Annotated in this window: 25 protein-coding genes; 7 read left to right on the top strand and 18 right to left on the bottom strand. The window is 65.0% G+C overall.

Annotated elements, in window-relative coordinates; translation table 11 throughout:
• Positions 1–14: 14 nt before the first annotated feature.
• Complete coding sequence (dnaN, locus tag AC0KWY_RS13915) at positions 15–1121, bottom strand: DNA polymerase III subunit beta (RefSeq protein WP_474026096.1); 1107 nt, start codon at positions 1119–1121, stop codon at positions 15–17.
• A gap of 210 nt (positions 1122–1331) precedes the next feature.
• A complete protein-coding gene (gene dnaA / locus AC0KWY_RS13910; protein WP_474026095.1) occupies positions 1332–2720 on the bottom strand; it encodes a chromosomal replication initiator protein DnaA in 1389 nt (462 codons plus the stop codon).
• 236 nt (positions 2721–2956) lie between these two features.
• Here dnaA and rpmH point away from each other — a divergent pair, with 236 nt between their 5' ends.
• From rpmH to mnmE, 5 genes are read left to right on the top strand one after another with little or no spacing between them, the layout of a single operon-like run.
• Positions 2957–3091, top strand: coding sequence for a 50S ribosomal protein L34 (rpmH, locus tag AC0KWY_RS13905; protein ID WP_027457001.1), 135 nt, complete (start codon positions 2957–2959; stop codon positions 3089–3091).
• An 18-nt stretch (positions 3092–3109) separates the two neighbouring features.
• Positions 3110–3481 (top strand): ribonuclease P protein component, encoded by a 372-nt coding sequence (gene rnpA, locus AC0KWY_RS13900; protein ID WP_474026094.1) that lies wholly within the window; start codon positions 3110–3112, stop codon positions 3479–3481.
• Complete coding sequence (yidD, locus tag AC0KWY_RS13895; protein WP_474026093.1) at positions 3478–3687, top strand: membrane protein insertion efficiency factor YidD; 210 nt, start codon at positions 3478–3480, stop codon at positions 3685–3687. The genes rnpA and yidD overlap by 4 nt, the downstream gene beginning before the upstream one ends.
• A 27-nt stretch (positions 3688–3714) precedes the next feature.
• Positions 3715–5379, top strand: coding sequence for a membrane protein insertase YidC (gene yidC, locus AC0KWY_RS13890; RefSeq protein WP_474026092.1), 1665 nt, complete (start codon positions 3715–3717; stop codon positions 5377–5379).
• A 3-nt stretch (positions 5380–5382) separates the two neighbouring features.
• Positions 5383–6729 (top strand): tRNA uridine-5-carboxymethylaminomethyl(34) synthesis GTPase MnmE, encoded by a 1347-nt coding sequence (gene mnmE / locus AC0KWY_RS13885; RefSeq protein WP_474026091.1) that lies wholly within the window; start codon positions 5383–5385, stop codon positions 6727–6729.
• Positions 6730–6969: 240 nt separating this feature from the next.
• On the opposite strand, the gene AC0KWY_RS13880 is transcribed toward mnmE, so the two are convergent.
• Genes AC0KWY_RS13880 through AC0KWY_RS13865 form a run of 4 tightly spaced genes read right to left on the bottom strand, consistent with a single transcriptional unit; the run spans position 6970 to position 9815 of the window.
• Positions 6970–7611, bottom strand: a complete 642-nt coding sequence (locus AC0KWY_RS13880) for a hypothetical protein (protein WP_474026090.1) — start codon at positions 7609–7611, stop codon at positions 6970–6972.
• Entirely contained in the window at positions 7608–8456 is an 849-nt protein-coding gene (locus AC0KWY_RS13875) for an MlaD family protein (protein WP_474026089.1), read from the bottom strand. The genes AC0KWY_RS13880 and AC0KWY_RS13875 overlap by 4 nt, the downstream gene beginning before the upstream one ends.
• Before the next feature lie 4 nt (positions 8457–8460).
• Positions 8461–9207 (bottom strand): ABC transporter permease family protein, encoded by a 747-nt coding sequence (locus AC0KWY_RS13870; protein ID WP_474026088.1) that lies wholly within the window; start codon positions 9205–9207, stop codon positions 8461–8463.
• Positions 9208–9221: 14 nt separating this feature from the next.
• A complete protein-coding gene (locus AC0KWY_RS13865; protein WP_474026087.1) occupies positions 9222–9815 on the bottom strand; it encodes a DUF2726 domain-containing protein in 594 nt (197 codons plus the stop codon).
• Between the two features lie 93 nt (positions 9816–9908).
• On the opposite strand from AC0KWY_RS13865, the gene AC0KWY_RS13860 reads away from it, so the two are divergent.
• Positions 9909–10691: a sulfite exporter TauE/SafE family protein gene (locus tag AC0KWY_RS13860; RefSeq protein ID WP_474026086.1), complete on the top strand. Its 783-nt coding sequence runs from the start codon at positions 9909–9911 to the stop codon at positions 10689–10691.
• On the opposite strand, the gene AC0KWY_RS13855 is transcribed toward AC0KWY_RS13860, so the two are convergent.
• The 6 genes from AC0KWY_RS13855 to AC0KWY_RS13830 are packed head-to-tail and all read right to left on the bottom strand — an operon-like array spanning position 10681 to position 16325.
• Entirely contained in the window at positions 10681–11382 is a 702-nt protein-coding gene (locus AC0KWY_RS13855; RefSeq protein ID WP_474026085.1) for a 2-phosphosulfolactate phosphatase, read from the bottom strand. The two genes, AC0KWY_RS13860 and AC0KWY_RS13855, sit on opposite strands and share 11 nt — an antisense overlap.
• Before the next feature lie 22 nt (positions 11383–11404).
• Positions 11405–12256, bottom strand: coding sequence for a YihY/virulence factor BrkB family protein (locus AC0KWY_RS13850; RefSeq protein ID WP_474026084.1), 852 nt, complete (start codon positions 12254–12256; stop codon positions 11405–11407).
• 9 nt (positions 12257–12265) lie between these two features.
• Complete coding sequence (locus tag AC0KWY_RS13845; RefSeq protein WP_474026083.1) at positions 12266–13450, bottom strand: DUF1615 domain-containing protein; 1185 nt, start codon at positions 13448–13450, stop codon at positions 12266–12268.
• Between the two features lie 8 nt (positions 13451–13458).
• Positions 13459–15228: a protein-disulfide reductase DsbD gene (gene dsbD / locus AC0KWY_RS13840; protein ID WP_474026082.1), complete on the bottom strand. Its 1770-nt coding sequence runs from the start codon at positions 15226–15228 to the stop codon at positions 13459–13461.
• A complete protein-coding gene (gene cutA, locus AC0KWY_RS13835; protein ID WP_474026081.1) occupies positions 15225–15542 on the bottom strand; it encodes a divalent-cation tolerance protein CutA in 318 nt (105 codons plus the stop codon). Before cutA ends, dsbD begins: the two co-directional genes overlap by 4 nt.
• Positions 15543–15551: 9 nt before the next feature.
• Positions 15552–16325: an ABC transporter permease gene (locus AC0KWY_RS13830; RefSeq protein ID WP_474026080.1), complete on the bottom strand. Its 774-nt coding sequence runs from the start codon at positions 16323–16325 to the stop codon at positions 15552–15554.
• 109 nt (positions 16326–16434) lie between these two features.
• Between AC0KWY_RS13830 and AC0KWY_RS13825 the strand changes: the two genes are divergently transcribed.
• Positions 16435–17202, top strand: coding sequence for a TIGR01458 family HAD-type hydrolase (locus AC0KWY_RS13825; RefSeq protein ID WP_474026079.1), 768 nt, complete (start codon positions 16435–16437; stop codon positions 17200–17202).
• On the opposite strand, the gene AC0KWY_RS13820 is transcribed toward AC0KWY_RS13825, so the two are convergent.
• From AC0KWY_RS13820 to AC0KWY_RS13795, 6 genes are read right to left on the bottom strand one after another with little or no spacing between them, the layout of a single operon-like run.
• A complete protein-coding gene (locus tag AC0KWY_RS13820; protein ID WP_474026078.1) occupies positions 17199–18116 on the bottom strand; it encodes an ATP-binding cassette domain-containing protein in 918 nt (305 codons plus the stop codon). The two genes, AC0KWY_RS13825 and AC0KWY_RS13820, sit on opposite strands and share 4 nt — an antisense overlap.
• The gene (locus AC0KWY_RS13815) at positions 18104–18742 is read right to left on the bottom strand and encodes an alpha/beta hydrolase (protein WP_474026077.1); all 639 of its coding nucleotides are present in this window, start codon (positions 18740–18742) and stop codon (positions 18104–18106) included. Before AC0KWY_RS13815 ends, AC0KWY_RS13820 begins: the two co-directional genes overlap by 13 nt.
• Entirely contained in the window at positions 18739–19047 is a 309-nt protein-coding gene (locus AC0KWY_RS13810) for a (2Fe-2S) ferredoxin domain-containing protein (RefSeq protein ID WP_474026076.1), read from the bottom strand. The genes AC0KWY_RS13815 and AC0KWY_RS13810 overlap by 4 nt, the downstream gene beginning before the upstream one ends.
• A gap of 45 nt (positions 19048–19092) precedes the next feature.
• Complete coding sequence (locus tag AC0KWY_RS13805; protein WP_474026075.1) at positions 19093–20166, bottom strand: VanZ family protein; 1074 nt, start codon at positions 20164–20166, stop codon at positions 19093–19095.
• Positions 20167–20197: 31 nt separating this feature from the next.
• Positions 20198–21622, bottom strand: coding sequence for a high affinity choline transporter 1 (locus tag AC0KWY_RS13800; RefSeq protein WP_474026074.1), 1425 nt, complete (start codon positions 21620–21622; stop codon positions 20198–20200).
• 42 nt (positions 21623–21664) lie between these two features.
• Positions 21665–22345 (bottom strand): RluA family pseudouridine synthase, encoded by a 681-nt coding sequence (locus AC0KWY_RS13795; protein ID WP_474026073.1) that lies wholly within the window; start codon positions 22343–22345, stop codon positions 21665–21667.

Below are 22345 nucleotides of genomic sequence, written 5' to 3'. Positions count from 1 at the left end.
AAGGGAAAGATGCGTCAGATACGCATCGGCATGACCACGTACTTGAAGCGGTCGTTGCCCGGTACGCTAATCAGTGCGCTGGAGTTGGCGTCGTTGAAGCTCCACTGGATTTCGTCGGCGTGCACGTTGTTGAGCACGTCGAGCAGATAACCCACGTTGAAGCCGACATCGATGGCATCGCCCGCGTACTGTACCTCGATTTCTTCCAGGGCTTCTTCCTGTTCGGCGTTGGCGGCGATCAGGCGCAGGCTGTTTTCACCGAGTACGACACGGACGCCACGGAATTTCTCGTTGGTCAGGATGGCGGCGCGCTGCATTGCCTGCACCAGAAGCTGACGCGACACGCTCATGTGATTGCGCAGGCTCGGTGGAACAACCCGTTCGTAATCCGGGAACTTGCCATCGATCAGTTTGGAAACAAGAACGATGTTGCCAAAGGAAAACCGGACCTGATTGGGCGCCAGCGAAATGTTCAGCGCGTCGTCGGTATCGACCAGCAGGCGGTTGAGTTCGAGTACCGTCTTGCGCGGCAGGATCATTTCCTGGCGGGGCAGTTCGGTTTCCAGTTCGACGCTGGCAAAAGCCAGGCGGTGGCCGTCGGTGGCGACAGCGCGCAGCTCACGGCCATCGACCTGCAGCAGCAGGCCGTTCAGGTAGTAGCGCACGTCCTGCGCCGCCATCGCGTACTGGGTTTTCGCCAGCAACTGACGGAAGGCCTTCTGCGACAGCGAGAAATTCCTGGTTTCGCCTTCGCTCAGCGTCATCCGCGGAAAATCGTCGGCCGGCAGGGTCTGCAGGTTGAAACGGCTCTTGCCGCCCTTGATCTGCAGACGCTTGTCTTCCAGATTGACCGTGATTTCCGTGCTGTCCGGCAGCGAGCGCAGGATGTCCTGCAGCTTGCGGGCACCGACGGTAACGGCACCGTCACCGTCGCCGCCTTCGCAGGTGGCGGTGGTGGTGATCTGGATTTCGATATCGGTCGCCAGCAGGGTCAGCTGATTGCCCTTCTTTTCCAGCAGGACGTTGGAAAGAATCGGCAGCGTGTGACGACGTTCGACAATTCCCGAGACCGACTGCAATGGGGCCAGAAGCGTGTCTCTTTGGCTTTTTATAAGAACCATAAATTAAATTCCTTTGAATACGATATCAGGAACAGTTCTGTGGATAACTTAAAAACATCGTTTTTATTCAGTAATCTGTCGCAGAAATTCAGGTCTTGGAAAGCCTCTGAATTGGCTGTGGATGAAATCCGGATAATTTTCCCACAAAGCGGAAAAGACGGCTTGATCCCCAGTTCGTTCGACAGTTTGCCCACAGGGTTGTTGACAGCCTCATCCCTTGAGTACCTGCAGCAGTACGTGGAGGTCGTGATTCAGTTCGTTATCCTTGAGGCGCAGCGCATCGATCGTCTTGACCGCATGGATGACCGTGGTGTGATCGCGTCCGCCGAAGGCATCGCCGATTTCCGGGAAACTGTGGCTGGTGACTTCCCGGCACAGCCACATCGCCACCTGGCGCGGCCGGGCGATCGCCCGCGTGCGCTTCTTGGAGAAGAATTCGGCGACCTTGATCTTGTAATAGTCGGCGACGGTCTTCTGGATGTAGTCGATACCGACGTTGCGTACCGAACCGATGACGTCCTTGAGCGCTTCCTTGGCCAGGTCGAGCGCGATGGCGCGGCCGTGGAAAGAGGAATAGGCGAGCACCTTCTTCAGTGCGCCTTCGAGTTCGCGCACGTTGGAGCGCAGATGTTTGGCGATGAAGAAGGGAACCTCGTCGTCGAGCTGGATGCCTTCCGCCTCGGCCTTCTTCTTCAGGATGGCGACGCGCATTTCCAGTTCCGGCGGCTCGATCTGCACCGTCAGACCCCAGTCGAAGCGGGTCACCAGCCGGTCGTCGAGACCGTTGATGTCCTTCGGGTAGGTATCGCAGGTGATGATGATCTGCTTCCTGGCCTCGATCAGCGCGTTGAACAGGAAGAAGAATTCCTCCTGAGAGCGGTTCTTGCCGTTGAAGAACTGGACATCATCGAGCAGCAGCACGTCGAGCGAACGGTAGGTGCGCTTGAAGGTATCGAAGGATTTCTGCTGGTAGGCGCGGACGACGTCGGAGTAATAGTCTTCCGCGTGGACATAGCGGACGATCTTGTCCGGATTGTCGCGAACGATGTGATTACCGATGGCGTGGATCAGGTGAGTCTTGCCGAGGCCGGCGCCGCCGTAGATGAACAGCGGGTTGTAGGCGCCGCCGGGATTGTTGGCGACCTGCACGGCGGCAGCCCGGGCCAGATCGTTGGCGCGGCCGACGACCAGATTGTCGAAGGTGAAATTGGAAAACAGCCGCGATTTCTCGTAGACCGACGCCACCTTGCTGCGCGCTGCGGGTGGCGCCGCTTCCGGTGCCGCAACGACCGGGGCGGACTGCGGATGGCCGCCCGAAGAAGCGCTGGCAGCACGGGGAGCGGACGGTTTGCCGCTACCGATCACCAGCGAGATGTTGACCGGCGCCGAGAAGAAGGTGGCACCGTAATCTTCAATGCGCGCCAGATAGCGGTCGCGTACCCATTTCAGGATGAAGCCGTTTGGCGCGATCAGGCGCAGGCCGTCTTCCAGTGCCGTGTTTTCCCCTTCCAGGCGCAATGGCTTGATCCAGGTGTTGAACTGCTGCGCTGGCAGTTCCTGTTCGAAGCGCTGCAAACAGGATTCCCAGAAACCAGTCATTGAAGGAAAAACTCCATACCCCACTGCCGCCGTCATGGCGGTCAGTATCTATTAATTCTATGATTGGAAATCGGATTTCCAATGAAATCGGCGGCTGGTCGGCCGCCGAACGAGGGCTAATTCTACTCCCCCGGGAACAGGTTATCCACAGCTCCCGCAAATAATTCAAGTTGACACCACCCATTGAAACAAGGTGTAATCACGCGTTTTTCTCCGCTCACTCAAGGAATTACGACATGAAACGCACGTATCAACCTTCGGTCGTGCGCCGCAAGCGCACCCATGGCTTCCTGGTCCGTTCGCGCACCAAGGGCGGCCGTGCAGTCCTCGCTGCCCGCCGTGCCAAGGGCCGCAAGCGTCTGGCCGTTTAATACCGGACCATCGGCGAGGTGGCTGCAAACTTCGCCAGACGCTATCGCCTGACCAAAACGGATGAGTATTCATCCGTTTTTGGTTTCCGGAAGGCAATTCGGGGCAACTGGCTGATGTTGCATTATCTGCCCCGCCCGGAAGGCGATACCGATGCCCGGCTCGGTCTGGTCATCGGCAAGAAACTGCTCAAGCGGGCGGTTGACCGCAACCGGGTGAAGCGTATCGTCCGCGAACAGTTTCGTCTGCGTCGAGCCGCACTGCCGGTTTGCGACCTGATCGTCAGACTGGCGACCAAACCGCTGCCACTCGACGGCAAGGCCATCGCCGCCGACATCAATACTCTGCTCGACCGTCTGTCGCGGCCGCGCGCAAAAAGGGAAAGTGCATGAAGCTGGTCCTCATTGCACTGGTTCGTTTCTATCAGTACGCCATCAGTCCGTTGTCCGGACGGCGTTGCCGCTACTTTCCCACCTGTTCCGAATATACGGTCGATGCGATCAGCAAGTACGGCGCCATCAAGGGCGGCTGGCTCGGCATCAAACGTATTTTCCGTTGTCACCCCTGGCATCCGGGCGGTTATGATCCCGTACCCTGAACCCCAAACAAATCACGTAGGCAGCCCATGGATACTCGACGCCTGATACTGGTCATGATCTTCGCCTTCTCCAGCTTCATGCTGTGGGAAAACTGGCAGCAGTACAAGCAGCCGAAACCGGCAACCGATGCGCCGGTTGCCATCGCTCCGGCCCCGGCCGTCGCCGGCAGTGCCGCACCGACGCCGTCGGTCAGCCTGCAGCCGGGCGCGGCGGCGGTTGCCGCCGCACCGGCAGCAGCGCCATTGAACAATGCCGAAACTTTCGTCATCGAAACCGACCTGATCAAGGCCACCGTTTCCACTCAGGGTGGCGACCTGCTCGGCCTCGAACTGAAGAATTACAAGGAAAGCGACAACAAGGAAAGCAGTTTCCATCTGTTCGACGCCAAGCATCAGTATGCGGCCCAGAGCGGTTTGATCGGCGATGGTTTGCCCAACCACCGCAGCCTGTTCCGCCGGGTGGACGGTCCGCTGCAGCTGGCCGAAGGCAGCGACGAACTGAAGGTCCGTCTCGAAGCCGACGGCTCGCATGGCGTCCGCGTCGCGAAAATCCTGACTTTCAAACGCGGTACCTACCTGATCGACGTCGCCTGGGAAATCACCAACGGTTCCGACAAGCCGCTGGCCCCGCATGCCTATTTCCAGATCCAGCGCGACGATGTCGATCCCGCCGGCGGCAATCGCATGATGCAGACCTACACCGGTCCGGCCGTTTATACCGAAGCCGACAAGTACCAGAAGGTGAAGTTCGGCGATGTCGCCGACAACAAGGCCAAGTTCGCCAAGACCGCCGACAACGGCTGGCTGGCGATGGTCCAGCACTACTTCGTCGCCGCCTGGGTGCCGGCCCAGGGCGTGCAACGCGAGTACTACATGCGCAAGATCGACGGCAGCCAGTTGTACCAGACCGGCATCATCCTGCCGGTCAGCGCGATCGGTCCGGGCACCAGCACCGTCGTCAACGCCGCCTTGTTCGCCGGTCCGCAGGAGCAGGCAGCGCTCAAGGCCGTCGCGCCGGGGCTCGACCTGGTCGTCGATTACGGCTGGCTGACGGTGATCGCCGCACCGATCTTCTGGGCACTGCAGTTCATCCATGGCCTGGTCGGCAACTGGGGTTGGGCCATCGTCCTCTTGACGGTGGCGCTCAAGGCCGCGTTCTTCCCGCTGTCGGCCGCGTCGTACAAGTCGATGGCCAAGATGCGCTTGGTCACGCCGCGCCTGATGCAGTTGAAGGAACGCTACGGCGACGACAAGGCCCGCCTGAACCAGGAAATGATGAAGCTCTACCAATCGGAAAAGATCAATCCGCTGGGCGGCTGCCTGCCGATCCTGGTCCAGATTCCGGTCTTCATCGCGCTTTACTGGGTACTGCTCGGCGCCGTCGAAATGCGCGACGCGCCCTGGATCGGCTGGATCACCGACCTCGCCTCGGCCGACCCCTACTACATCCTGCCGGTGATCATGATCGTCTCGATGATCATTCAGATGAAGCTCAACCCGACGCCGCCGGACCCGATCCAGGCCAAGGTGATGATGGCCATGCCCTTCATCTTCGGCATCATGTTCCTCTGGTTCCCGGCCGGTCTGGTCCTTTACTGGGTGGTTAACAACATCCTGTCGATCGCCCAGCAGTGGCAGATCACGCGCATGATGGAAGCCGGCGGCAAGGCGGCCAACGACGCCAAAGCCTGAGGTGTGAAACAGGACACCATCGCCGCCATCGCCACGGCCCCCGGCCGTGGCGGAGTGGGCGTCATCCGCATTTCGGGCAGCAACTTGCTGCCCTTTGCTTTTGCGCTGACCGGCAAGACGCCCAAGGCGCGCTACGCGACGCTGGCCGATTTCCGGGCAGGCGATGGCGCAACCATCGACAGCGGGCTGCTGCTTTACTTCCCTGCCCCACATTCCTTCACCGGCGAAGATGTTCTCGAACTGCAGGGCCATGGCGGCCCGGTCGTCATGCAGATGCTGCTCGGCCGTTGCCTCGACCTCGGCGCGCGGCTCGCCGAACCCGGCGAATTCAGCCGGCGCGCCTTCCTCAACGGCAAGATCGACCTCGCCCAGGCGGAAGCCGTCGCCGACCTGATCGACGCCGCCACGGCCAGCGCCGCGCGTTCCGCAGTACGTTCGCTGCAGGGCGAATTCTCGCGGGCAATCGGCCAACTCAATGAGGAACTGATCAACCTGCGCATGCTGGTCGAAGCGACGCTCGACTTCCCGGAAGAGGAAATCGACTTCCTCAAGGCCGCCGATGCCTTCGGCCGCCTCGAACGCCTGCAGCGCAAGCTGGCGGAAATCTTCGACCGCGCCGGCCAAGGCAAGCTGTTGCAGAGCGGCCTGCACGTCGTCCTGGTCGGTCAGCCGAACGTCGGCAAGTCCTCGCTGCTCAACCGCCTGGCCGGCGACGAGCTGGCCATCGTCACACCGATTGCCGGCACCACGCGCGACGCGCTGCGCTCGACCATCCAGATCGAAGGCATCCCGCTGCACATCATCGATACCGCCGGCCTGCGCGATACCGACGACGAGGTCGAGAGAATCGGCATCGCCCGCACCTGGCAGGAGATCGAACGCGCCGACGTGGTATTGCTGCTGGTCGACGCCCGCGCCGGCATCGCCGATGCCGACCGCGCCATCCTGGCCCGCATGCCGGAACGTCTGCAGCGGATCACCGTACATAACAAGATCGACCTGCTCGAGCGGGCCCCGGAACGTCATCCGGAGAGCGATGGCATCGCCATCTCGCTGTCGGCCAAGGCCAATCTCGGCATCGACCTGCTGCGCCAGGAACTGCTCCGTGTCGCCGGCTGGCACCAGGCCGAGGATGTCTTCATCGCCCGCGAACGCCATCTGCGGGCACTCGCCAGCGCCCAGGATCACGTCGCTGCGGCGCGCGCCATCGTCGAAGGCAAATTTCCGGCGCTCGAACTGTTTGCCGAAGAGTTGCGTCTGGCTCAGCAGGCACTCGGCGAAATCACCGGCGAATTCACTGCCGACGACCTGCTGGGCGTGATCTTCAGCCGTTTTTGCATCGGCAAGTAAGGCTGTCGATAAGACTGTGCACAACCCCTGCGCAGGATGTGCACGACTCGCCGACTTTTCCTTTCTGGCAATTCTGTCCCCATTTCATCCACAGGCTGCGCAGGTACTTCTCCGCAATTGAAAATTGCTTTCAATATTCTGATTTGTTTCGGTAAACAAAAGTTATCCACAGAGTTGTCAACGCTGTAGTTAACATAGTCTTTTTATTTAATCTATTTATAGGTAAACCGAAGGTCGTAGTCAGCGCTGATCGCCGACGATGCGCGACAGGCGCCGTTCGATGACGGCAGCGCCTTCGGCATCGCCACCGCGCTGGCGGCGTTCGCGTTCCACAGTCAGCCAAGCCAGCAGCGGACGTCGCCAACCCTGGACACTCGCTGTATCGATCGCCAGCGCGATACCTTCCGGCGTCAGGCGGCCAGCGCGGAACAACAAGGCGGCCGCCAGCAGGCGCGACAACGGGTCGGCAATCTCTTTCAACGCGGCCGGATTGCGCCAGGCCATCGCCTGCGCTTCCGGCAGCAGGCCAAGGTCGGCATCGACTAAGTGGCCGCCAAGATAATTGCCGTAAACCTGTTCGCGGCGATCGGCATCGTCCGCCAGCACCGTGAAATTCGGACAATCATCGGCGGCCAGGGCAGCTATACGGACGGCGCAGGCATGCAGTTCGATGCGGGCCATCACGCTGGCGTCGCCGGTACGGCGGACGGCTTCACGAGCCGCGGCAAGTTGCCCGTCGGCCAGCTTGTCGCGACCTTCCAGCCAGAAACGGGCATGCGCGTCGCGCGCCGCGTCGGCCCTGAGCAGCCAGTCCGGCGGCGGCGTGTGGCTGGCGCAAGCGGCGAGCAGGGAAACGGCGAAGATCAGGGGAGCGCGTTTCATGGCAACTCCAGCTTGCGTTCGCGGGCGAATGGCCATTTGCGGTTGAGGTCGTCGATCAGGCCGGAAACCTTGCGCAGGTTGAGGTCGACCTCGCTGCGCAGGGCCTCGAGATCTTCGGTGGCAGCGCGGGTATTGCTGGTGATCGCCTTGACGTCGACCAGCGCCGCATCGACTTTCTGTAGGCTGGCCCGGGCATCGGTCAGTAATTGCCGGCTCTGCTCCAGCGCCGCGATGACGCGGCCGACATCCTTCTCGTTGCCGAGCAACGCGCCGAGCGCGCCATGGCGGCCGTTGAGGGCGGCGGTGAACTGGCGCAGGTTGTCGAGGGTCACGGCCAGCGCGGCATCTTCCGCGGTCAGGCGTTCGACGTTGGCGATCAGGCGATGCATCGTGCTGACCAGTTCGGGAACGCCGGAAGACGCGTCGCCGATCAGCACCTCGCGGCGCGCTCCGTCTTCCAGCGCAGGATCGTCAAGGAGGCCGCTGTAGGCGCGCAGGCGGGCGCCGCCGACCACCCCCCGCTCGAGGGTGAACACGGAGCTGCTACGCAGCCAGCGCGCGTCGCGCAGGGGGATATCCAGGTGGATGTGGGCCTTGCCATCGTCGCCAAGTTCGATACGGGTCACCCGACCGATCGGAAAGCCGGAAAAGGTCAGGTCCATGCCGACCGCGACGCCCTCGGAATTTTCGGCGACCAGGAGCAGGTGCTGGTTTTCCTCGAAGACGCCGCGCGCGTTCATGACATAGACGACGAATGCCGCTACCAGGGCCAGGGTGAGCAGCAGCAAACCGATTGCCTTGGCTTCGGGATGGGCGATCGGTGAAACGGGCGGCGGGGTCGACATCACTTCAAAATCCTCTCAACATCAGGAAGCTGGCTTCGATCAGGACCAGGACCAGCAACAGGCGGACCATGACGCGCATTTCGCGCAGGCCGGGATCGCGCTGTCGTGGGTCGAGCGCGACGGTGGTCGGGGCAATGCCGACGGCAACGCCGAAGAGCGCGATCTTGGCGGCAAAGCCGATGGCCAGGATGGGATCGAAGACCTGACCGATCAGCCGGCCATAGGCCGGCAAGGCCCAGGGGCTGAAGCCATGGACGACCGGGTAGGCCACCAGCAGCGCGACGAAGCCGCCGATCACGGCGAGGATGACGACGGCGCTGGCGTTGCCGATGGCGTAGGGCAAGGCGTCGCGCAGCACGGCGTCACTGCGGCCCGCCTGAGCGGAGGACAGGCGTTGCATTGCCATCGGTACCGCGCGCATGGCGACGAACAGCGTTGACGCCAGGGGCAGGACTTCGACGACGAAGACGCGCAGGATGGCTTCCAGCGCCAGGTGAGTGAGGCCGTAGCTGTCGGCGGTGACGGCGACAATGCGCGTCATCACGGCGCTGATCAGCAGGCTGGCCAGCAGATAGCCGGCGAGCGGCTGCCAGGCGGCGGCGCACAATACGCGGGCGGTATGGTTGCGGGTGGCGCGGTCGTGAATGCGTGGCGAACAGGCGGCAATGAAGAGCAAGGCCGCGAAGCGCAGATATCGGTATTGTCCGTGTATCCAGACTGCCGTCCGGCGCAGGAAATTCGGCGTAGGCACGGACCCGGCCGGTATCAGGTGCGTTCTGCCTCCAGCCGCTTGCGGCGCAGGATGGCGTCGGCGATTTCACGGCTGATGGTATCGGCCTCCGGCAGCTTGTTCGGACGGAAGACGATCAAAGGAACCCCCAGGCTCTGCAGCGCGACGCGCTTCACTTCCTCGGAGTTGTCGGTTTCCTGAGCACTGGTCGGCCAGGCGAGTTCGATGGCGGCGACGATCGAGAAATCCTCGTCGCAGATCACGAAATCGACGCCGCGGCCGGCCATCCGGTTCAGCCGTTGCGCTTCCTGGCGGCCGCGCGCCAACGCCAACTGGGCGACGCCGACCTGTGCGAAGACGCGCAGGTTGGGCACGGCTTCGCACAGGCGATGGTAGAGTTCCTGCTCGCTGTCGTTGAGCAGTCGGTAGTGCTTGCGTTTCGGCGATTCGACAAAACGGGTTTCCGGATCGATGTTTCTTGCCGGCCTCGGTTCGAGGCGGTTGTCGGTTTCCAGGCGGGTCGGCGGCAATTCGGCCGGGCCGGCCGTTTTGCCGCGACGTGCGACAATCAGCAGGAAGCCGGCAACGACGGCAGCGGCGATCAGGATGCCCAGGGTCAGAGAGTCCATTCAACGTATCCTTGGTTCGATGCCGCATTATAGCGACATGACATCCCGACTGATCACCCCGGATTCCGCACATTCCCCTTTGGCAATAACGCGATGGAACTGATTTTTTCTCCTCTCGGCTGGCTCATTCTTGCCGCTTTCGTCGCCGGTCTGGTCGATGCCGTGGTCGGCGGCGGCGGCCTGATCCAGATTCCGGCGCTGTTTGCCGCCCAGCCCGGGGTGGCGCCGGCGACGCTGTTCGGCACCAACAAGTTTTCCAGCGTCTTCGGTACCGCCAATGCCGCCTGGCGCTACGCCCGCCGCGTCAACATGCCCTGGCGCACCATCCTGCCGGCGGCTATCGCCGCCTTCGCCTTTTCCTACGCCGGCGCGGCGGCGGTCGCCTGGTTGCCGAAGGAAGCGGTGCGGCCGCTGATCCTCGTGCTGCTGATTTTCGCCGCCGCCTATACCTTGTGGAAAAAGGACTTCGGCCAGTTGCACCGGCCAGCCCACAGCGGCCACCGCGAACTGCTCTACGCGGTCGTGCTCGGTGGCGTGATCGGTTTCTACGACGGCTTTTTCGGACCGGGAACCGGCAGTTTCCTGATATTCCTGTTCATCCGTTTCTTCGGTTTCGATTTCCTGCACGCCTCGGCCGGTGCCAAGGTGGTCAATGTGGCGACCAACGTCGCCGCCCTCGCCTTCTTCGTACCGGCCGGTCACCTCCTGCTCGGGCTGGCCGCCGGCATGGCCTTCGCCAACGTCGCCGGCTCGGCCACCGGCACCTGGTTGGCGCTGCGCCACGGCAGCGGCTTCATCCGCATCGTCTTCCTGCTCGTGGTCGGTGTGCTGATCGCCCGCTTCGCCTGGGATACCGTCGTCGCCGTCAGCGGATGACGAGTCGGCCGTCTTCGCGCTGCACCGGCAGCGCGAAATCGAAACGGTTGACGCTGGCGCACAGTTCGAGGTCGGCAAGCGGCAGGTTGGGCCAGTTGACGTCGCCGAAGCGGCGGCCGAAATCCGATTCGCGCACGCGCCGGGCGTAGCGCGCCGGGTCCGGCCGGTCGCCGGTGAGCAGCGCCTCGATGTAATCGGCACAGGCGATGTCCTCGTCGCCGTCGCGGTCGACCCATTCGCCGGTGATGACGAAGCAGACTTCCCGCGCAGCGCTGGCCCGGATTGCTGCCGCGGTGGCGGCGGCGCATACCAGGCTGGCGGCGAACAGCCGGCTGGCGCCGTGAAAGCGCTGCAGGCCGCGCACGCCGGCGGCGGTGCTCATCACCACCGGCCGGCCGTCGAAGCGGGCGGCGGCGAGGCGCGACGGCGAATTGCCGAAATCGAAACCGGGAATCGGATCGCCGCCACCGACGGCGCCGATCGATAGCGCGCCGGGCAGGCGCGCCGCCAAAACAGCGGCGGCCGCCGCCCCATCGACCGGGTGAATCGCCGCCGCGCCGTTGGCCAGGGCGACGGCGGCCGAAGTGAAGGAACGCAGCACATCGATGACGACGACGGTGTCGGCATGCGCCGGCGGCGTCTGCAGGCGGTTCAGATAGAGCCGGGAAAAGCGCATGGCGGTAAGCGTCACGGGTAACCGGATGCGGCCGATTCTAGCAAGCCTTGCCGGCCGCGTAGCCGCCCTGCTCGAGCTCGGCGATCACCTGGGCGCCGAGCAGCAGCAGGATGGCGGCAACCTCGAGGCAGAAGAGGAGAACGACGGTGCTGGCGAGCGAACCGTAAACGACGCCGATGCGCGATGCCGAGGCGAAGTACCAGGCCAGCCCGTAGCGGACGATTTCCCACAGCAGGGCGCCGGCGAAGCCGCCGATGAAGGCGTGCGCCAGGCGGGTGTGGCCGACCGGCACGATCAGGTAGAGCAGGCCGAGGACGCAGCCGACGAGAACGATGCCGGGCAGCGGCAGCAGGTAGCCGGCAACGGCGGCGAGCGAGCGGCTGTCGCCGAACAGGAACAGCTCCCGGGCGCCGAGCGCCTGCAGCGCGCTGACGCCGAGGGTCAGCGGCAGCACGGTCAGCACCAGCATCAGGACCAGCAGGTAGGGCAGGACCGCCGAGACCAGGAAATGGCGCGGCCGGTGCTCGCCGCGATGGGCGAAGATCACCGCCAGCGCCTTCTCCAGCACCGAGAAGGCGGAAGCACTGAAGAACAGGAGGGTGCCGAACATGGTCACGCCGATCGTGCCGCGATGGTCGAGAAAGGCGCTGACGTCGGCGAGCAGCAGTCCGGCCTGGTTGGGCAGCAGCCAGTCGAGGTTGCGGCCGATGACCTCGAGCAGCAGACCGGGTTCGACCAGTTGCGAGAGGCCGATGATGCTGAGGATCAACAGCGGCAGCAGGGAAAGCAGCGCGTAATAGGCGAGCGCGCCGGCCATCAGGAAACCCTGGTTGCGGTAGAAGGCGACGGCGACCCGGCGCAGGAAGGCGAACAGGGTGGCGCCGGGCATCGCCGGGGATCAGCGGTTGAAGCGCCGGCTGCGGCCGAGGCAGCCGAGGTAGCGCTCTTCGACCCGCTTGGCGAACCAGCCGGTGGTCAGTTGGCGGGTGATCTTCGGACTCTTCAGCTGGATTTCCGGCAGTACCTGGCGCGGCAGCGTCTTGCCGGTACCGGCTTCGGCCAGTTCGAAGACCTTCAGGAAGAGCGGGCTGCGCGAGAAGGTCTCGCTCTTTTCCAGGAGCAGGTCGCGGCGGATCTGCGGCCGGCTCATGTCGAGCCGCTCGGCGAGTTCGAGGGTCAGCGTTTCCACGTCGCTCGGCGTGCCGGACGGTTTGCCGTCCTCGTAGCGCAGCAGGTCGCCGTCGAGCCCGAGTTTGCGGCCGGTCAGCACGCCCAGGGCAGCCTGGAAGGCGGCGTTGCGGCTGCTGTAGCGACCGGCGTTGAAGTCGGCGAAGCGATAGACGATGCGATCGTAAGGCACCGCGTAATCGAGCAGGATGGCGGCGCCGAAATAGACGCCGCCGCGCCGGGTGAACACCTCGTTGCGCAGCTTGCCGTCGTAGGCGTACGGGTACTTGCGCTGGCGCACGTGCTGTTCGGCGAATTCGATCGACACCTGCATCGGTCCGCCGGTGCGTACCGGGTTGAAGCCGCCGAGCAGTTTCCGGCCGAACGGCAGTTCGCCGATCATGTCCTCGAACAGCGCGTTGAGCTGGGTCTCGGTCTTCAGGGCGGCAATCCGCGCCTCGTAGGTCCGGCCGTCGGGCGAGGTCTTGCGCAGCGCCGTATCGACCACCAGCTTCGGGATGCGGTAGCGCTCCTCGCGTTCGGCCAGCTCGCGGCGGACGATGCGGGGCAGGCCGGGAACCGGTGGATCGGCCTGGAAACTCGACTCCTGGTCGATGATGGCGATTGCCGCGCAATAGGTCTGGGTGGCGTGCGGTACGCCGAGGTGCTCGTAGGCGGTGTACAGGTCCTCCGCCCAGCCCTGGCGATCTTTGGCGCGGGCGGGAATCAGGCGGACGATGCGGCGCAGCCGTTCGTCGCGGTCCAGGGTTTCCGGCCAGGCCGACGCGGTCTTGCCGTTGGCCTGGCGTGCCATGTCCGGCGGCAGGGCCGGTCCTTCCTTTTCGCTGTCGAACAGCGAGCAGCCGCCGAGCGCGGCAAGCAGGGCGAGAGGCAGCCAGCGACGCAGGGGATGCACGATGGGATTCAACCGGAAACGCGGTTCAGGCTGGCCAGGAAATGTTCGGCGTCCTGGAAGCCGACGACGCGCACGCCCTTGATTTCCTGACCCGCCGGATCGAAGAAGATGATGCCGGGCGGGCCGAACAGGCCGAAGCGGGCAAGCAGCGCCTTGTCGTCGGGACTGTTGGCGGTGACGTCGGCCTTCAGCAGCAGGAAACCGGCGAGCTTCTGGCGCACCGCCGGGTCGCTGAAGGTGAATTTCTCCATTTCCTTGCACGAGACACACCAGTCGGCGTAGAAATCGAGCATCACCGGTTGCCCGGCGCTCGCCAGGCGGGCGTCGAGTTCGGCCAGCGAGGCGACTTTCTGGAACGGCAGGGCCGGCGTTTCGGCGGCGATCGCGCCGCCGCGCAGGCCGGCCAGTGGTTGCAGCGGGTCGCGGCCGCCGGCCAGGGCACCGACCAGTAGCGCGGCACCGGTGAGCAGCATGAGGATGCCGATTCCCTTCCAGAAGCGCTGCCAGCCGCGGGCGTGCGGCGGCAGCGGATCGAGCGCGTGCAGGTAGATGGCGGGGACGATCAGCAGCACCGCCCAGCCGAGCATGCTGGCCAGCGCCGGGATCACCGGCGACAGCAGCCACAAGGCGGTGGCCAGCAGCAGCACGCCGAAGGCCCGGCGCACGCCTTCCATCCACGGTCCGGCCTTGGGCAGCAGCGAACCGCCGGCGACGCCGACGGCGATCAGCGGCGCGCCCATGCCGAGCGCCATGACGAAGAGGGCGACGCCGCCGAACAGCGCGTCGCCGGTCTGGCCGATGTAGAGCAGCGCGCCGGCGAGCGGCGCGGCGACGCAGGGACCGACGATCAGCGCCGACAGCGCGCCCATCAGGAAGACGCCGATGCCGCGCCCGCCCTGCAGGTGGCCGGTTTCTTCCGAAAGTTTGCTCTGCAGCGCGCTCGGCAGTTGCAGTTCGTAGAAGCCGAACATCGAGAACGAGAGGATCACGAAGACCAGCGCGAAACCGCCCAGCACCCAGACGTTCTGCAGCGCCGCCGAGAGCAGCGTGCCGGTGAGGCCGGCGGCGATGCCGGCGGCGGCGTAGGTGACCGCCATGCCCAGCACGTAGGCGAGCGATAGCGCCAGTCCCCTGCCCTTCGACGCCCGGTGGCCCTGGCCGGCGATGATGCCGGAGAGGATGGGGATCATCGGGAAGACGCAGGGCGTCAGCGAGAGACCGAGGCCGGCGACGAAGAAGAGCGCCAGGCTGGTCCAGAAACCGGCGTTCTTCAGCGTTTCGGCGATCATCCCGCTTTCGTCGCCGGCCGCCGCGGACGGCGCCTCGCCCATCGCCGGCGCGGCCGGCGTGCTGTCCGGGTCCGGCAGGTTGAGCAGCACAGTTTGCGTCTGCGGTGGATAGCAGACGCCGGCATCGGCGCAGCCCTGCGAGACGAGGTCGAGGGTCAGCGGCAGCTGACCGGAACTGTTGCGCTCGACCGGCACGCGGAACGCCACTTCCTTGTAGAAGACCTCGACCCGACCGAAGTTCTCGTCCTGCTTCTCCTTGCCCGCCGGCAGTTGCAGCGGGCCGAGGACGACCGTTTCGTCGGCGGCGCGGACGCGGAACTTGTCCTTGTACAGGTAGTAGTCGGCGGCGATCTCGTAGCGGACCTCGACCGTCCGGCCGTCGAGCGCCCGCGCCGTAGCCTTGAAGGCGACCGCGGGATCGAGGAATTCCTGGGCGTGGACAGAGGAGGCCAGGAAGGCGAAGAGGAGGAACAGGAGGCGCATGGTCATTGGACGGGTTTTTCCGCCAGCCAGTTCAGATAGGCCGGCAAGCCCCGCGTGATGGGCAGGGCGATGATCTCGGGAAGCTCGTAGGGATGCAGTTCGGCGATTCGCTGTTCGAGCGCCGGGTAGTTTGCCGCGCTCGCCTTGATCAGCAGCGGGACTTCCGATGCCGACTCGACGGCGCCCTGCCAGCGGTAGATCGACTGCACGCGCGGCAGGAGGTTGACGCAGGCGGCGAGTCCTTCTTCGACGACGGCCAGGGCGATGGCGTTGGCGACGGCTTCGTCGGGGCAGTTGGTCAGGATGAGCAGGTTTTCCATCGGCGGATTTTACTTGAGCAGGCGGCGCCGGGTCAGGCGCAGGGCGATGGCGAAGGCGAGCGCGCTGGTCGCCAGCAGCACGCCGACGTGCAGCGCCGGGTCGGCCGGCCAGTCGCCGGCGAGCAGCGGACGGATCAGCGCGACGCCCTGGGCCAGCGGCAGCCAGCCGCCGACGGTGGCGAGCCAGGGCGGCAACTGGTCGGTCGGGAAGAAGACGCCGGAAATCAGCGTCATCGGCGTGATGAACAGCGTGAAGTAGTACATGAAGAAATCGTAGGACGGCGCCAGCGCGTTCCAGATCAGGCCGAGCGCGGCGAAAGCCAGCCCGGTGAGGACGATCGCCGGCAGGATGAGGAGCGCCAGCGGGCCGTGGCTCAGGCCCATGACGGCGACGACGGCGAGGACGGCGCTGCCGGAAAACAGCGATTTGGTTGCGGCCCAGATCAGTTCGCCGGCAACGACGTCGGTCAGGCCGAGCGGCGTGTTGAGAATGGCGTCCCAGGTCTTCTGCACGTGCATGCGCGAGAAGGATGAATAGAGTGCCTCGAAGGTCGCCACATTCATCGTCGAGGCGCAGATGGTGCCGCCAGCGAGGAAAGCGATGTAGGGTTGGCCGTTCAGCGCCGGCAGCAGCGTACCGAGGCCGTAGCCGAGACCGAGCATGTAGATCAGCGGATCGGCCAGGCTGCCAAGGATCGACGGCAGCGCGAGCTTGCGCCAGACGAGGAAATTGCGCTGCCAGACGGGGATCCAGCCGATAACGGCCAGGGAGGAGGCGGACATGGTGCGGGCCGGGAAGGCGGAAGGCGCATTCTACCGCCGGGCGGCAAACTTTTCGCGCTGTCGGCGGTCATCGCCTATGATGGATTTTCTTGCCGGGCAGGAGGAAAGCATGCATTTACCGACAAATCCGAAAGCGGTCCTGATCGACCTGGCCGGGGTCCTGCATACCGGCGACGACGCCTTGCCCGGCGCCGTGGCGGCGCTGGCCCGATTGCGCGGCAGCGGACTGGCGCTGCGCTTCCTGACCAATACGACGCGCACGCCGGGCAGCGTGTTGTTCACCAAACTGTGCCGGATGGGCTTCACGCTTGCCGCCGGCGAGATTCAGACCGCCGCCCTCGCTGCTCGCACCCTGGTCCGCGAGCGCGGCCTGCGCCCGCACTGGATGGTGCATCCCAACATCGCCGCGGAGATGGGAGTCAGCGATCCCGACCCGGATATCGTCGTTCTCGGCGACATGGGCGAGCATTTCACCTATGCCGGTCTCAACCACGCCTTTCGCTTGCTGATGCAGGGCGTGCCGCTGCTGGCCATGGCGCGCAACCGCTATTTCATGGAGCCGGAGGGACTGGCGCTCGACATGGGGGCCTTCGTCGCCGGGCTGGAATATTCGGCCGGGGTCCGCGCCGAAATTGTCGGCAAGCCGGCGCCGGCCTTCTTTGCCGCGGCGCTCGCCGAGCTTGGCGCTGCTGCCGGCGACGCCGTGCTGATCGGCGACGACCTCGCCGACGACATCGGCGGCGCGCAGGCGGCGGGCATCGCCGGCATTCTGGTGCGCAGCGGCAAGTTCCGTCCGGGCGACGAAACGCATCCGGAGATCCGCCCGGCGCTGGTCGTTGACGATTTTGCGGCGGCGGTCGAGGTGCTGGTCGGCTAATCGCGCAGTTCGCGGCCGGTCAGCTTGATGAAGACGTCTTCCAGGTTGGCGGCGCGGTGCAGGTAGCGCAGGCCGTCGGCAGCGGCGAGCGCGGCGAGCAGCGGCTGGGCGTCGCGGCAGTAGAAGAAGGCGGTCTCGCCGCTGGCCTCGACGCGTTCGGCGAGCTGGCGGTGGGCGTCGACGAAGGCCGGCAGCTTGCCGGCGGCTTCGTCGAAGACCTCGATCACCTGCGGTTCGATGTGTGTGGCGATCAGCTCGCGCGGGCTGCCCTCGGCGATCTTGCGCCCGTGGTCGATGACGATCAGGCGGTCGCACAGGCGCTCGGCCTCGTCCATGAAGTGGGTGGTCAGGATCAGCGTTTTGCCCGCCGACTTCAGTTGCTTGAGGCGTTCCCAGATCAGGTGGCGGGCCTGCGGGTCGAGGCCGGTGGTCGGCTCGTCGAGGAAGACGATGTCGGGGTCGGCGACCAGCGCGCGGGCCAGGGTCAGGCGCCGCTTCATGCCGCCGGACAGCGTGGTGATCTTGGCGTCGGCCTTGCTCGCCAGGCTGGCGAAATCGAGCAACGCCGGGATGCGAGCGCGCACCTCGGCATCCTTCAGACCGAAATAGCGGCCGAAGACGCGCAGGTTTTCGGCACAGGTGAAATCCGGGTCGAGGTTGTCGAACTGCGGCACGACGCCGACCTTGGCTCGCGCCGCCTGCGCATCGACCGGGATGCTTCGTCCGCGCAGGGTGATTTCACCGGCATCCGGCGCGGTCAGGCCGAGGCAGAGGCGCAGCGTCGTCGTTTTGCCGGCGCCGTTGGGGCCGAGCAGGCCGAAGCAGGTGCCGGGTTCGACGGCGAACGAGAGCCCGGCGACAACGTCGTTGTCGCCGTAGCGTTTGTGCAGTCCGGCAACCGCTAGTGCCGCCATGCGCGGGTGACGATGTCGCGGATCTGGTGCAGCCGCCGGTGGAAGAAGTGGTCGGCGCCGGGGACGACGACCACCGGCAGGTCGAGCGGCTGCGCCCAGGCGAAGACGTTGGCCAGCGGTACCGTTTCGTCGTTTGATCCGTGGATGACGATGCTGTCGTGCGGTACCGCCTCGGTGTCGTACTGGCGGGTGCCTTCGACGTAGCCGGCGGCGGTGCCGACCAGGACCAGGCGCTGCGCCGGGTGACCGCTTTCCTCCAGGCGCCTGGCGACGCGCGTCTGGCAGTAGGCACCGAAGGAAAAGCCGGCCAGGGCGACCGGGATGTCGCCGCAACGCAGCTTGGCGTCGTGCAGTACGGCGAGCAGGTCGTCGGTCTCTCCCCTGCCCTCGTCGTGCACGCCTTGCGTGCCGCCGACGCCGCGGAAGTTCGGGCGGAAGGCGGCGTAACCCAGGCTGACGAAGGTCTTGGCCAGCGTGTAGGCGACCTTGTTGGTGTTGGCGCCGCCGCCGATCGGGTGCGGATGGGCGATCAGCGCGATGCCGCGCGGCGCGTCCGGGCGCTCCATGATGACTTCGATGTTGCCGGCCGGGCCGGCAACGTTGATCTTTTCTTCGGGGGCTCTCATAGCTTCAGGCGTTCGACGACGCGTCCGTTGATCAGGTGTTCCTGGATGATTTCCTCGACGTCCTCGTTGTCGACGAAGCCATACCAGGTCTCTTCGGGATAGACGACCATCACCGGTCCCTGGTCGCAGCGGCCGAGACAGCCGGCCTTGTTGATGCGGACGGCACCGGGGCCGTTCTTCTTCAGCGCGCCGACGCGGTCCTTGGCGTAGGCGAAAGCCGCGCTGCCGCCGACGTTGTTGCAGCAGGCCTCGCCGTTTTCGCGCTGGTTGGTGCAGATGAATACGTGCTGCTGGAAATAACTCATGGGGGAAACCTCCTTGTTTGTCGATTATAAAGAGCGGCGCCGGTTTCACATGGAACGACCCGGTCCATTGCGCATGGCCAGCAACAGGAAAGGAAGCGTCAGGATCGGCCAGAAGTTCGCCACCAGGCGGGTCAAGCCGTTGAAATTGAGGAAATGCCCCTGGCGCCAGGCGGCGAGCGCCGCTTCGGAATACGGGTTGGCCGGCGCGGCATTGACCAGCAGCATGCCAGCCAGCAGGGCGACGATGGCCAGCGGCAGACTGAACCGGGCCGGCAGCCACAAGGTCACGGCCAGGCTGGCGGCGGCAATCAGCAGTCCCTGGCGGGCGCCCGGGGTGAGCCAGGCCATGGCCTCTTCCGGGCCGACCAGGATCGCCGCACCGAGCATGCGGACGGCCAGGCCGCAGAGCAGGAACAGGGGGACCAGCAGGTAGGCGGTCGACGCCCGGGCCAGCAAGCGGCGCAGGATCAGGCCGACGGCGAGCGCATTGCAGGCAACGACGCCGGTTTCGACCCAGGTGTGATGATCGGCGGAAAACGGCAGCAGCGGCTCGAAATCGAACCATAGGCGCAGGTCGCCAGCGCCGAACAGCAGGGTTTCCGGCGACAGCGGCACCATCAGCCAGAGACCGAGCAGGGTCAGCCCGAGTTCGCCGTGAGCCGCGGGGGCCAGCAGGCGTTGGGCAGCGGCGTCGAGGCGGGCGAAGACCCGGGGGCCGACATGGTGCGCCCAGATCGCGCCGAACAGGCTGCCCAGCGTGTTGCAGGCGAGGTCGAGGTTCGACGGAATGCGGCTGGGCAACCAGTTCTGCAGCGTTTCGAGGCCGAGGCTGAGGCCGCCGCTGAGCAGCACGGCGCAGCAGACCGCGGTGAAACGGCCGGGCAGACGATAAAGTGCCAGGGCGACGAAGAAGCCGAGCGGCAGGTAAACCGCGACGTTGGCGGCGAGATCGAAGGCCGTCCAGTAACGCGGCCAGTCGCCTTCGAGGAAGATCCACGGCGAAACGCCGTTGTCCCGCCAGCCCGAAAAGGGATGCAGGCTGCCATAAACGATCAGCCCGCACCAGGCGAGTGCCAGGTAGCGGGCCAGGATGAGCGGTCGTCGGCCATGTTGGAACATGGCTGAATTCTAGGCGCAGTCGGGAATTACGTCAGCCTTGCGCGGTTTTTTCCATCCCCGGACGGGGGCCGAGCCAGGCGCCGAGCAGCATGCCGATGGTACTGGCGATCAGGCCGTACAGCTGCGGCTCGATGTCGCCTTCCGGAACGAAGACTTCCAGGAACAGCCAGGTGCCGATGCCGAAAATGATCGCCAGACCGGCGCCGAGGTTGTTGGCCCGCTTCCAGAAGAGACCGGCGAACAGCGGGACGAAGGCGCCGGACAGGGTGATCCGGTAGGCGCTTTCAACCATGTGGTGGATGGTGGCGTTGGACGAAATGGCGTAGGCGGCGACCATGCCGGTGAACACGACGACGGCGGCGCGCGTCGCGAGCAGGAGCTGGCGGTCGGTCATCTGCGGGTAGTGGCCGCGCAGGATGTTTTCGGAAAAGGTGACGGCCGGCGCCAGCAGTGTGCCGGACGCGGTACTCATGATCACCGAGAGCAAGGCGCCGAAGAAGATGATCTGAGCGCCGATCGGCATGTACTGGATGATCAGTTGCGGCAGGATCAATTGCGAATCCTCGGCCATCAGGCGCGTCACCAGCGCCGGATCGATCAGCGTAGCCGAATAGGCGAGGAAGAGCGGGACAGCGGCGAAAAAGAAATACGACAGGCCGCCCAGCGTGGTGCCCCAGACCGCAACCCATTCGTTCTTCGATGCGTTGACTCGCTGGAAGACGTCCTGCTGGGGAATCGAACCGAGCGCCATGGTGAGCAGGGCGGCGATCCAGGAAACGATGTCGAGCAGGTCGGCGGTGGGCAGGAAATTCAGCTTGCCGTCAGCGGCAGCCTTGCCGACAACGGCCGAGAAACCACCGGCCATGTCGCCGGCCAGCCAGGTGACGTAAAGCAGGCCGAGGACGATGACGATCATCTGCACGAAGGTGGTCATCGCCACCGACCACATGCCGCCGAACAGCGTGTATAGCAGGACGACGCCGGCGCCGATCAGGGTGCCCTGGGTAAGCGAGATGCTACCGTCGCTGAGGACGTTGAAGACCAGGCCGAGGGCGGCCATCTGGGCGCCGACCCAGCCGAGGTAGGAAATGATGATGGCCGTTGACAGCGCGACTTCGACCTTGCGGTTGAAACGGACCCGGAAGAAGTCGCCGAGGGTCAGCAGATTCAGGCGGTAAAGCCGCTTGGCGAAGATCAGCCCGAACAGCATCAGGCAGATCGACGCGCCGAGCGGGTCGGAGATCAGGCCGCGGAATCCCTCGTCGATGAAGGTCGCGGAAATGCCGAGTACGGTTTCGGCGCCGAACCAGGTGGCGAAGACCATGGCCAGCACGATGGGAAATGGCAGGTTGCGGCCGGCGACGATGTAGTCGCGGGCGTTGTGCACCCGGGTTGCGGCGTAAAGGCCGATGCCGATGGAAACGGCGAGATAGATGACGACGAACCAGATCAGCATGATGGCGGGTCGGCTACGGCAAGGGGTTGAAAATGCGCGGAATTATAAGGTTATTGCGGCTTTTTCTAGCGGGATAAATGGCGCCGGGCAGCGAAAATCTATGGCTTTGCCATCCAGCGGGTGCGGGAAGGCAATTTCTGCCGCGTGCAGCAGCAGTCGCGCTGCCCGGCCGGCGGCTGCGCCGGCGTACAAATCGTCGCCGAGGATGGGGTGGCCGAGGGCCGCCAGATGGACGCGCAACTGGTGCGAGCGGCCGGTTACCGGTTCCAGTTCGACGACCGTCGCATCCCGCGCCGGATCGCGGGCGATGACCCGGAAACGCGTCAGCGACGGTTTGCCGAGTTCGTGGCTGACCATTTGCCGTGGCCGGTTCGGCCAGTCGCAGATCAGCGGCAGGTTGATTTCCCCGCTATCGTCGGCGATCAGGCCGGCGACGGCGGCGACGTAGCGCTTGTCCACCGCCCGTTCCCGGAACAGGCGGTACATCTCGCGCTGCACCGCTTCGCCGCGGGCAACGACGAGTAGTCCGGAGGTGGACATGTCGAGGCGGTGGGCGATCATCGCCTCCGGCCAGCGGCGTTGCAGGCGGCTGATCACGCAATCCTGCTTGTCCGCGCCGCGTCCGGGAACGGAGAGCAGTCCGCTGGGCTTGTCGACGACCAGCAACTGGTCGTCCACGTGGACGACGACGATATCTTCGGCGGGCGGGCGGTAATCGGGCAT

Source organism: Azonexus sp. MM2026_4 (assembly GCF_055901855.1).
The sequence above is the reverse complement of the archived record's forward strand: the minus strand, read 5'-3'. Positions and strand labels throughout refer to the sequence as shown.

Bases quoted from the DNA above. Each gene is read 5' to 3' on its own strand.
- dnaN (WP_474026096.1), bottom strand. From the start codon at position 1,121: ATGGTTCTTATAAAAAGCCAAAGAGACACGCTTCTGGCCCCATTGCAG.
- dnaA (WP_474026095.1), bottom strand. From the start codon at position 2,720: ATGACTGGTTTCTGGGAATCCTGTTTGCAGCGCTTCGAACAGGAACTG.
- rpmH (WP_027457001.1), top strand. From the start codon at position 2,957: ATGAAACGCACGTATCAACCTTCGGTCGTGCGCCGCAAGCGCACCCAT.
- yidD (WP_474026093.1), top strand. From the start codon at position 3,478: ATGAAGCTGGTCCTCATTGCACTGGTTCGTTTCTATCAGTACGCCATC.
- yidC (WP_474026092.1), top strand. From the start codon at position 3,715: ATGGATACTCGACGCCTGATACTGGTCATGATCTTCGCCTTCTCCAGC.
- AC0KWY_RS13880 (WP_474026090.1), bottom strand. From the start codon at position 7,611: ATGAAACGCGCTCCCCTGATCTTCGCCGTTTCCCTGCTCGCCGCTTGC.
- AC0KWY_RS13875 (WP_474026089.1), bottom strand. From the start codon at position 8,456: ATGTCGACCCCGCCGCCCGTTTCACCGATCGCCCATCCCGAAGCCAAG.
- AC0KWY_RS13865 (WP_474026087.1), bottom strand. From the start codon at position 9,815: ATGGACTCTCTGACCCTGGGCATCCTGATCGCCGCTGCCGTCGTTGCC.
- AC0KWY_RS13860 (WP_474026086.1), top strand. From the start codon at position 9,909: ATGGAACTGATTTTTTCTCCTCTCGGCTGGCTCATTCTTGCCGCTTTC.
- AC0KWY_RS13850 (WP_474026084.1), bottom strand. From the start codon at position 12,256: ATGCCCGGCGCCACCCTGTTCGCCTTCCTGCGCCGGGTCGCCGTCGCC.
- dsbD (WP_474026082.1), bottom strand. From the start codon at position 15,228: ATGACCATGCGCCTCCTGTTCCTCCTCTTCGCCTTCCTGGCCTCCTCT.
- cutA (WP_474026081.1), bottom strand. From the start codon at position 15,542: ATGGAAAACCTGCTCATCCTGACCAACTGCCCCGACGAAGCCGTCGCC.
- AC0KWY_RS13830 (WP_474026080.1), bottom strand. From the start codon at position 16,325: ATGTCCGCCTCCTCCCTGGCCGTTATCGGCTGGATCCCCGTCTGGCAG.
- AC0KWY_RS13825 (WP_474026079.1), top strand. From the start codon at position 16,435: ATGCATTTACCGACAAATCCGAAAGCGGTCCTGATCGACCTGGCCGGG.
- AC0KWY_RS13820 (WP_474026078.1), bottom strand. From the start codon at position 18,116: ATGGCGGCACTAGCGGTTGCCGGACTGCACAAACGCTACGGCGACAAC.
- AC0KWY_RS13815 (WP_474026077.1), bottom strand. From the start codon at position 18,742: ATGAGAGCCCCCGAAGAAAAGATCAACGTTGCCGGCCCGGCCGGCAAC.
- AC0KWY_RS13810 (WP_474026076.1), bottom strand. From the start codon at position 19,047: ATGAGTTATTTCCAGCAGCACGTATTCATCTGCACCAACCAGCGCGAA.
- AC0KWY_RS13805 (WP_474026075.1), bottom strand. From the start codon at position 20,166: ATGTTCCAACATGGCCGACGACCGCTCATCCTGGCCCGCTACCTGGCA.
- AC0KWY_RS13800 (WP_474026074.1), bottom strand. From the start codon at position 21,622: ATGCTGATCTGGTTCGTCGTCATCTATCTCGCCGTTTCCATCGGCATC.
- AC0KWY_RS13795 (WP_474026073.1), bottom strand. From the start codon at position 22,345: ATGCCCGATTACCGCCCGCCCGCCGAAGATATCGTCGTCGTCCACGTG.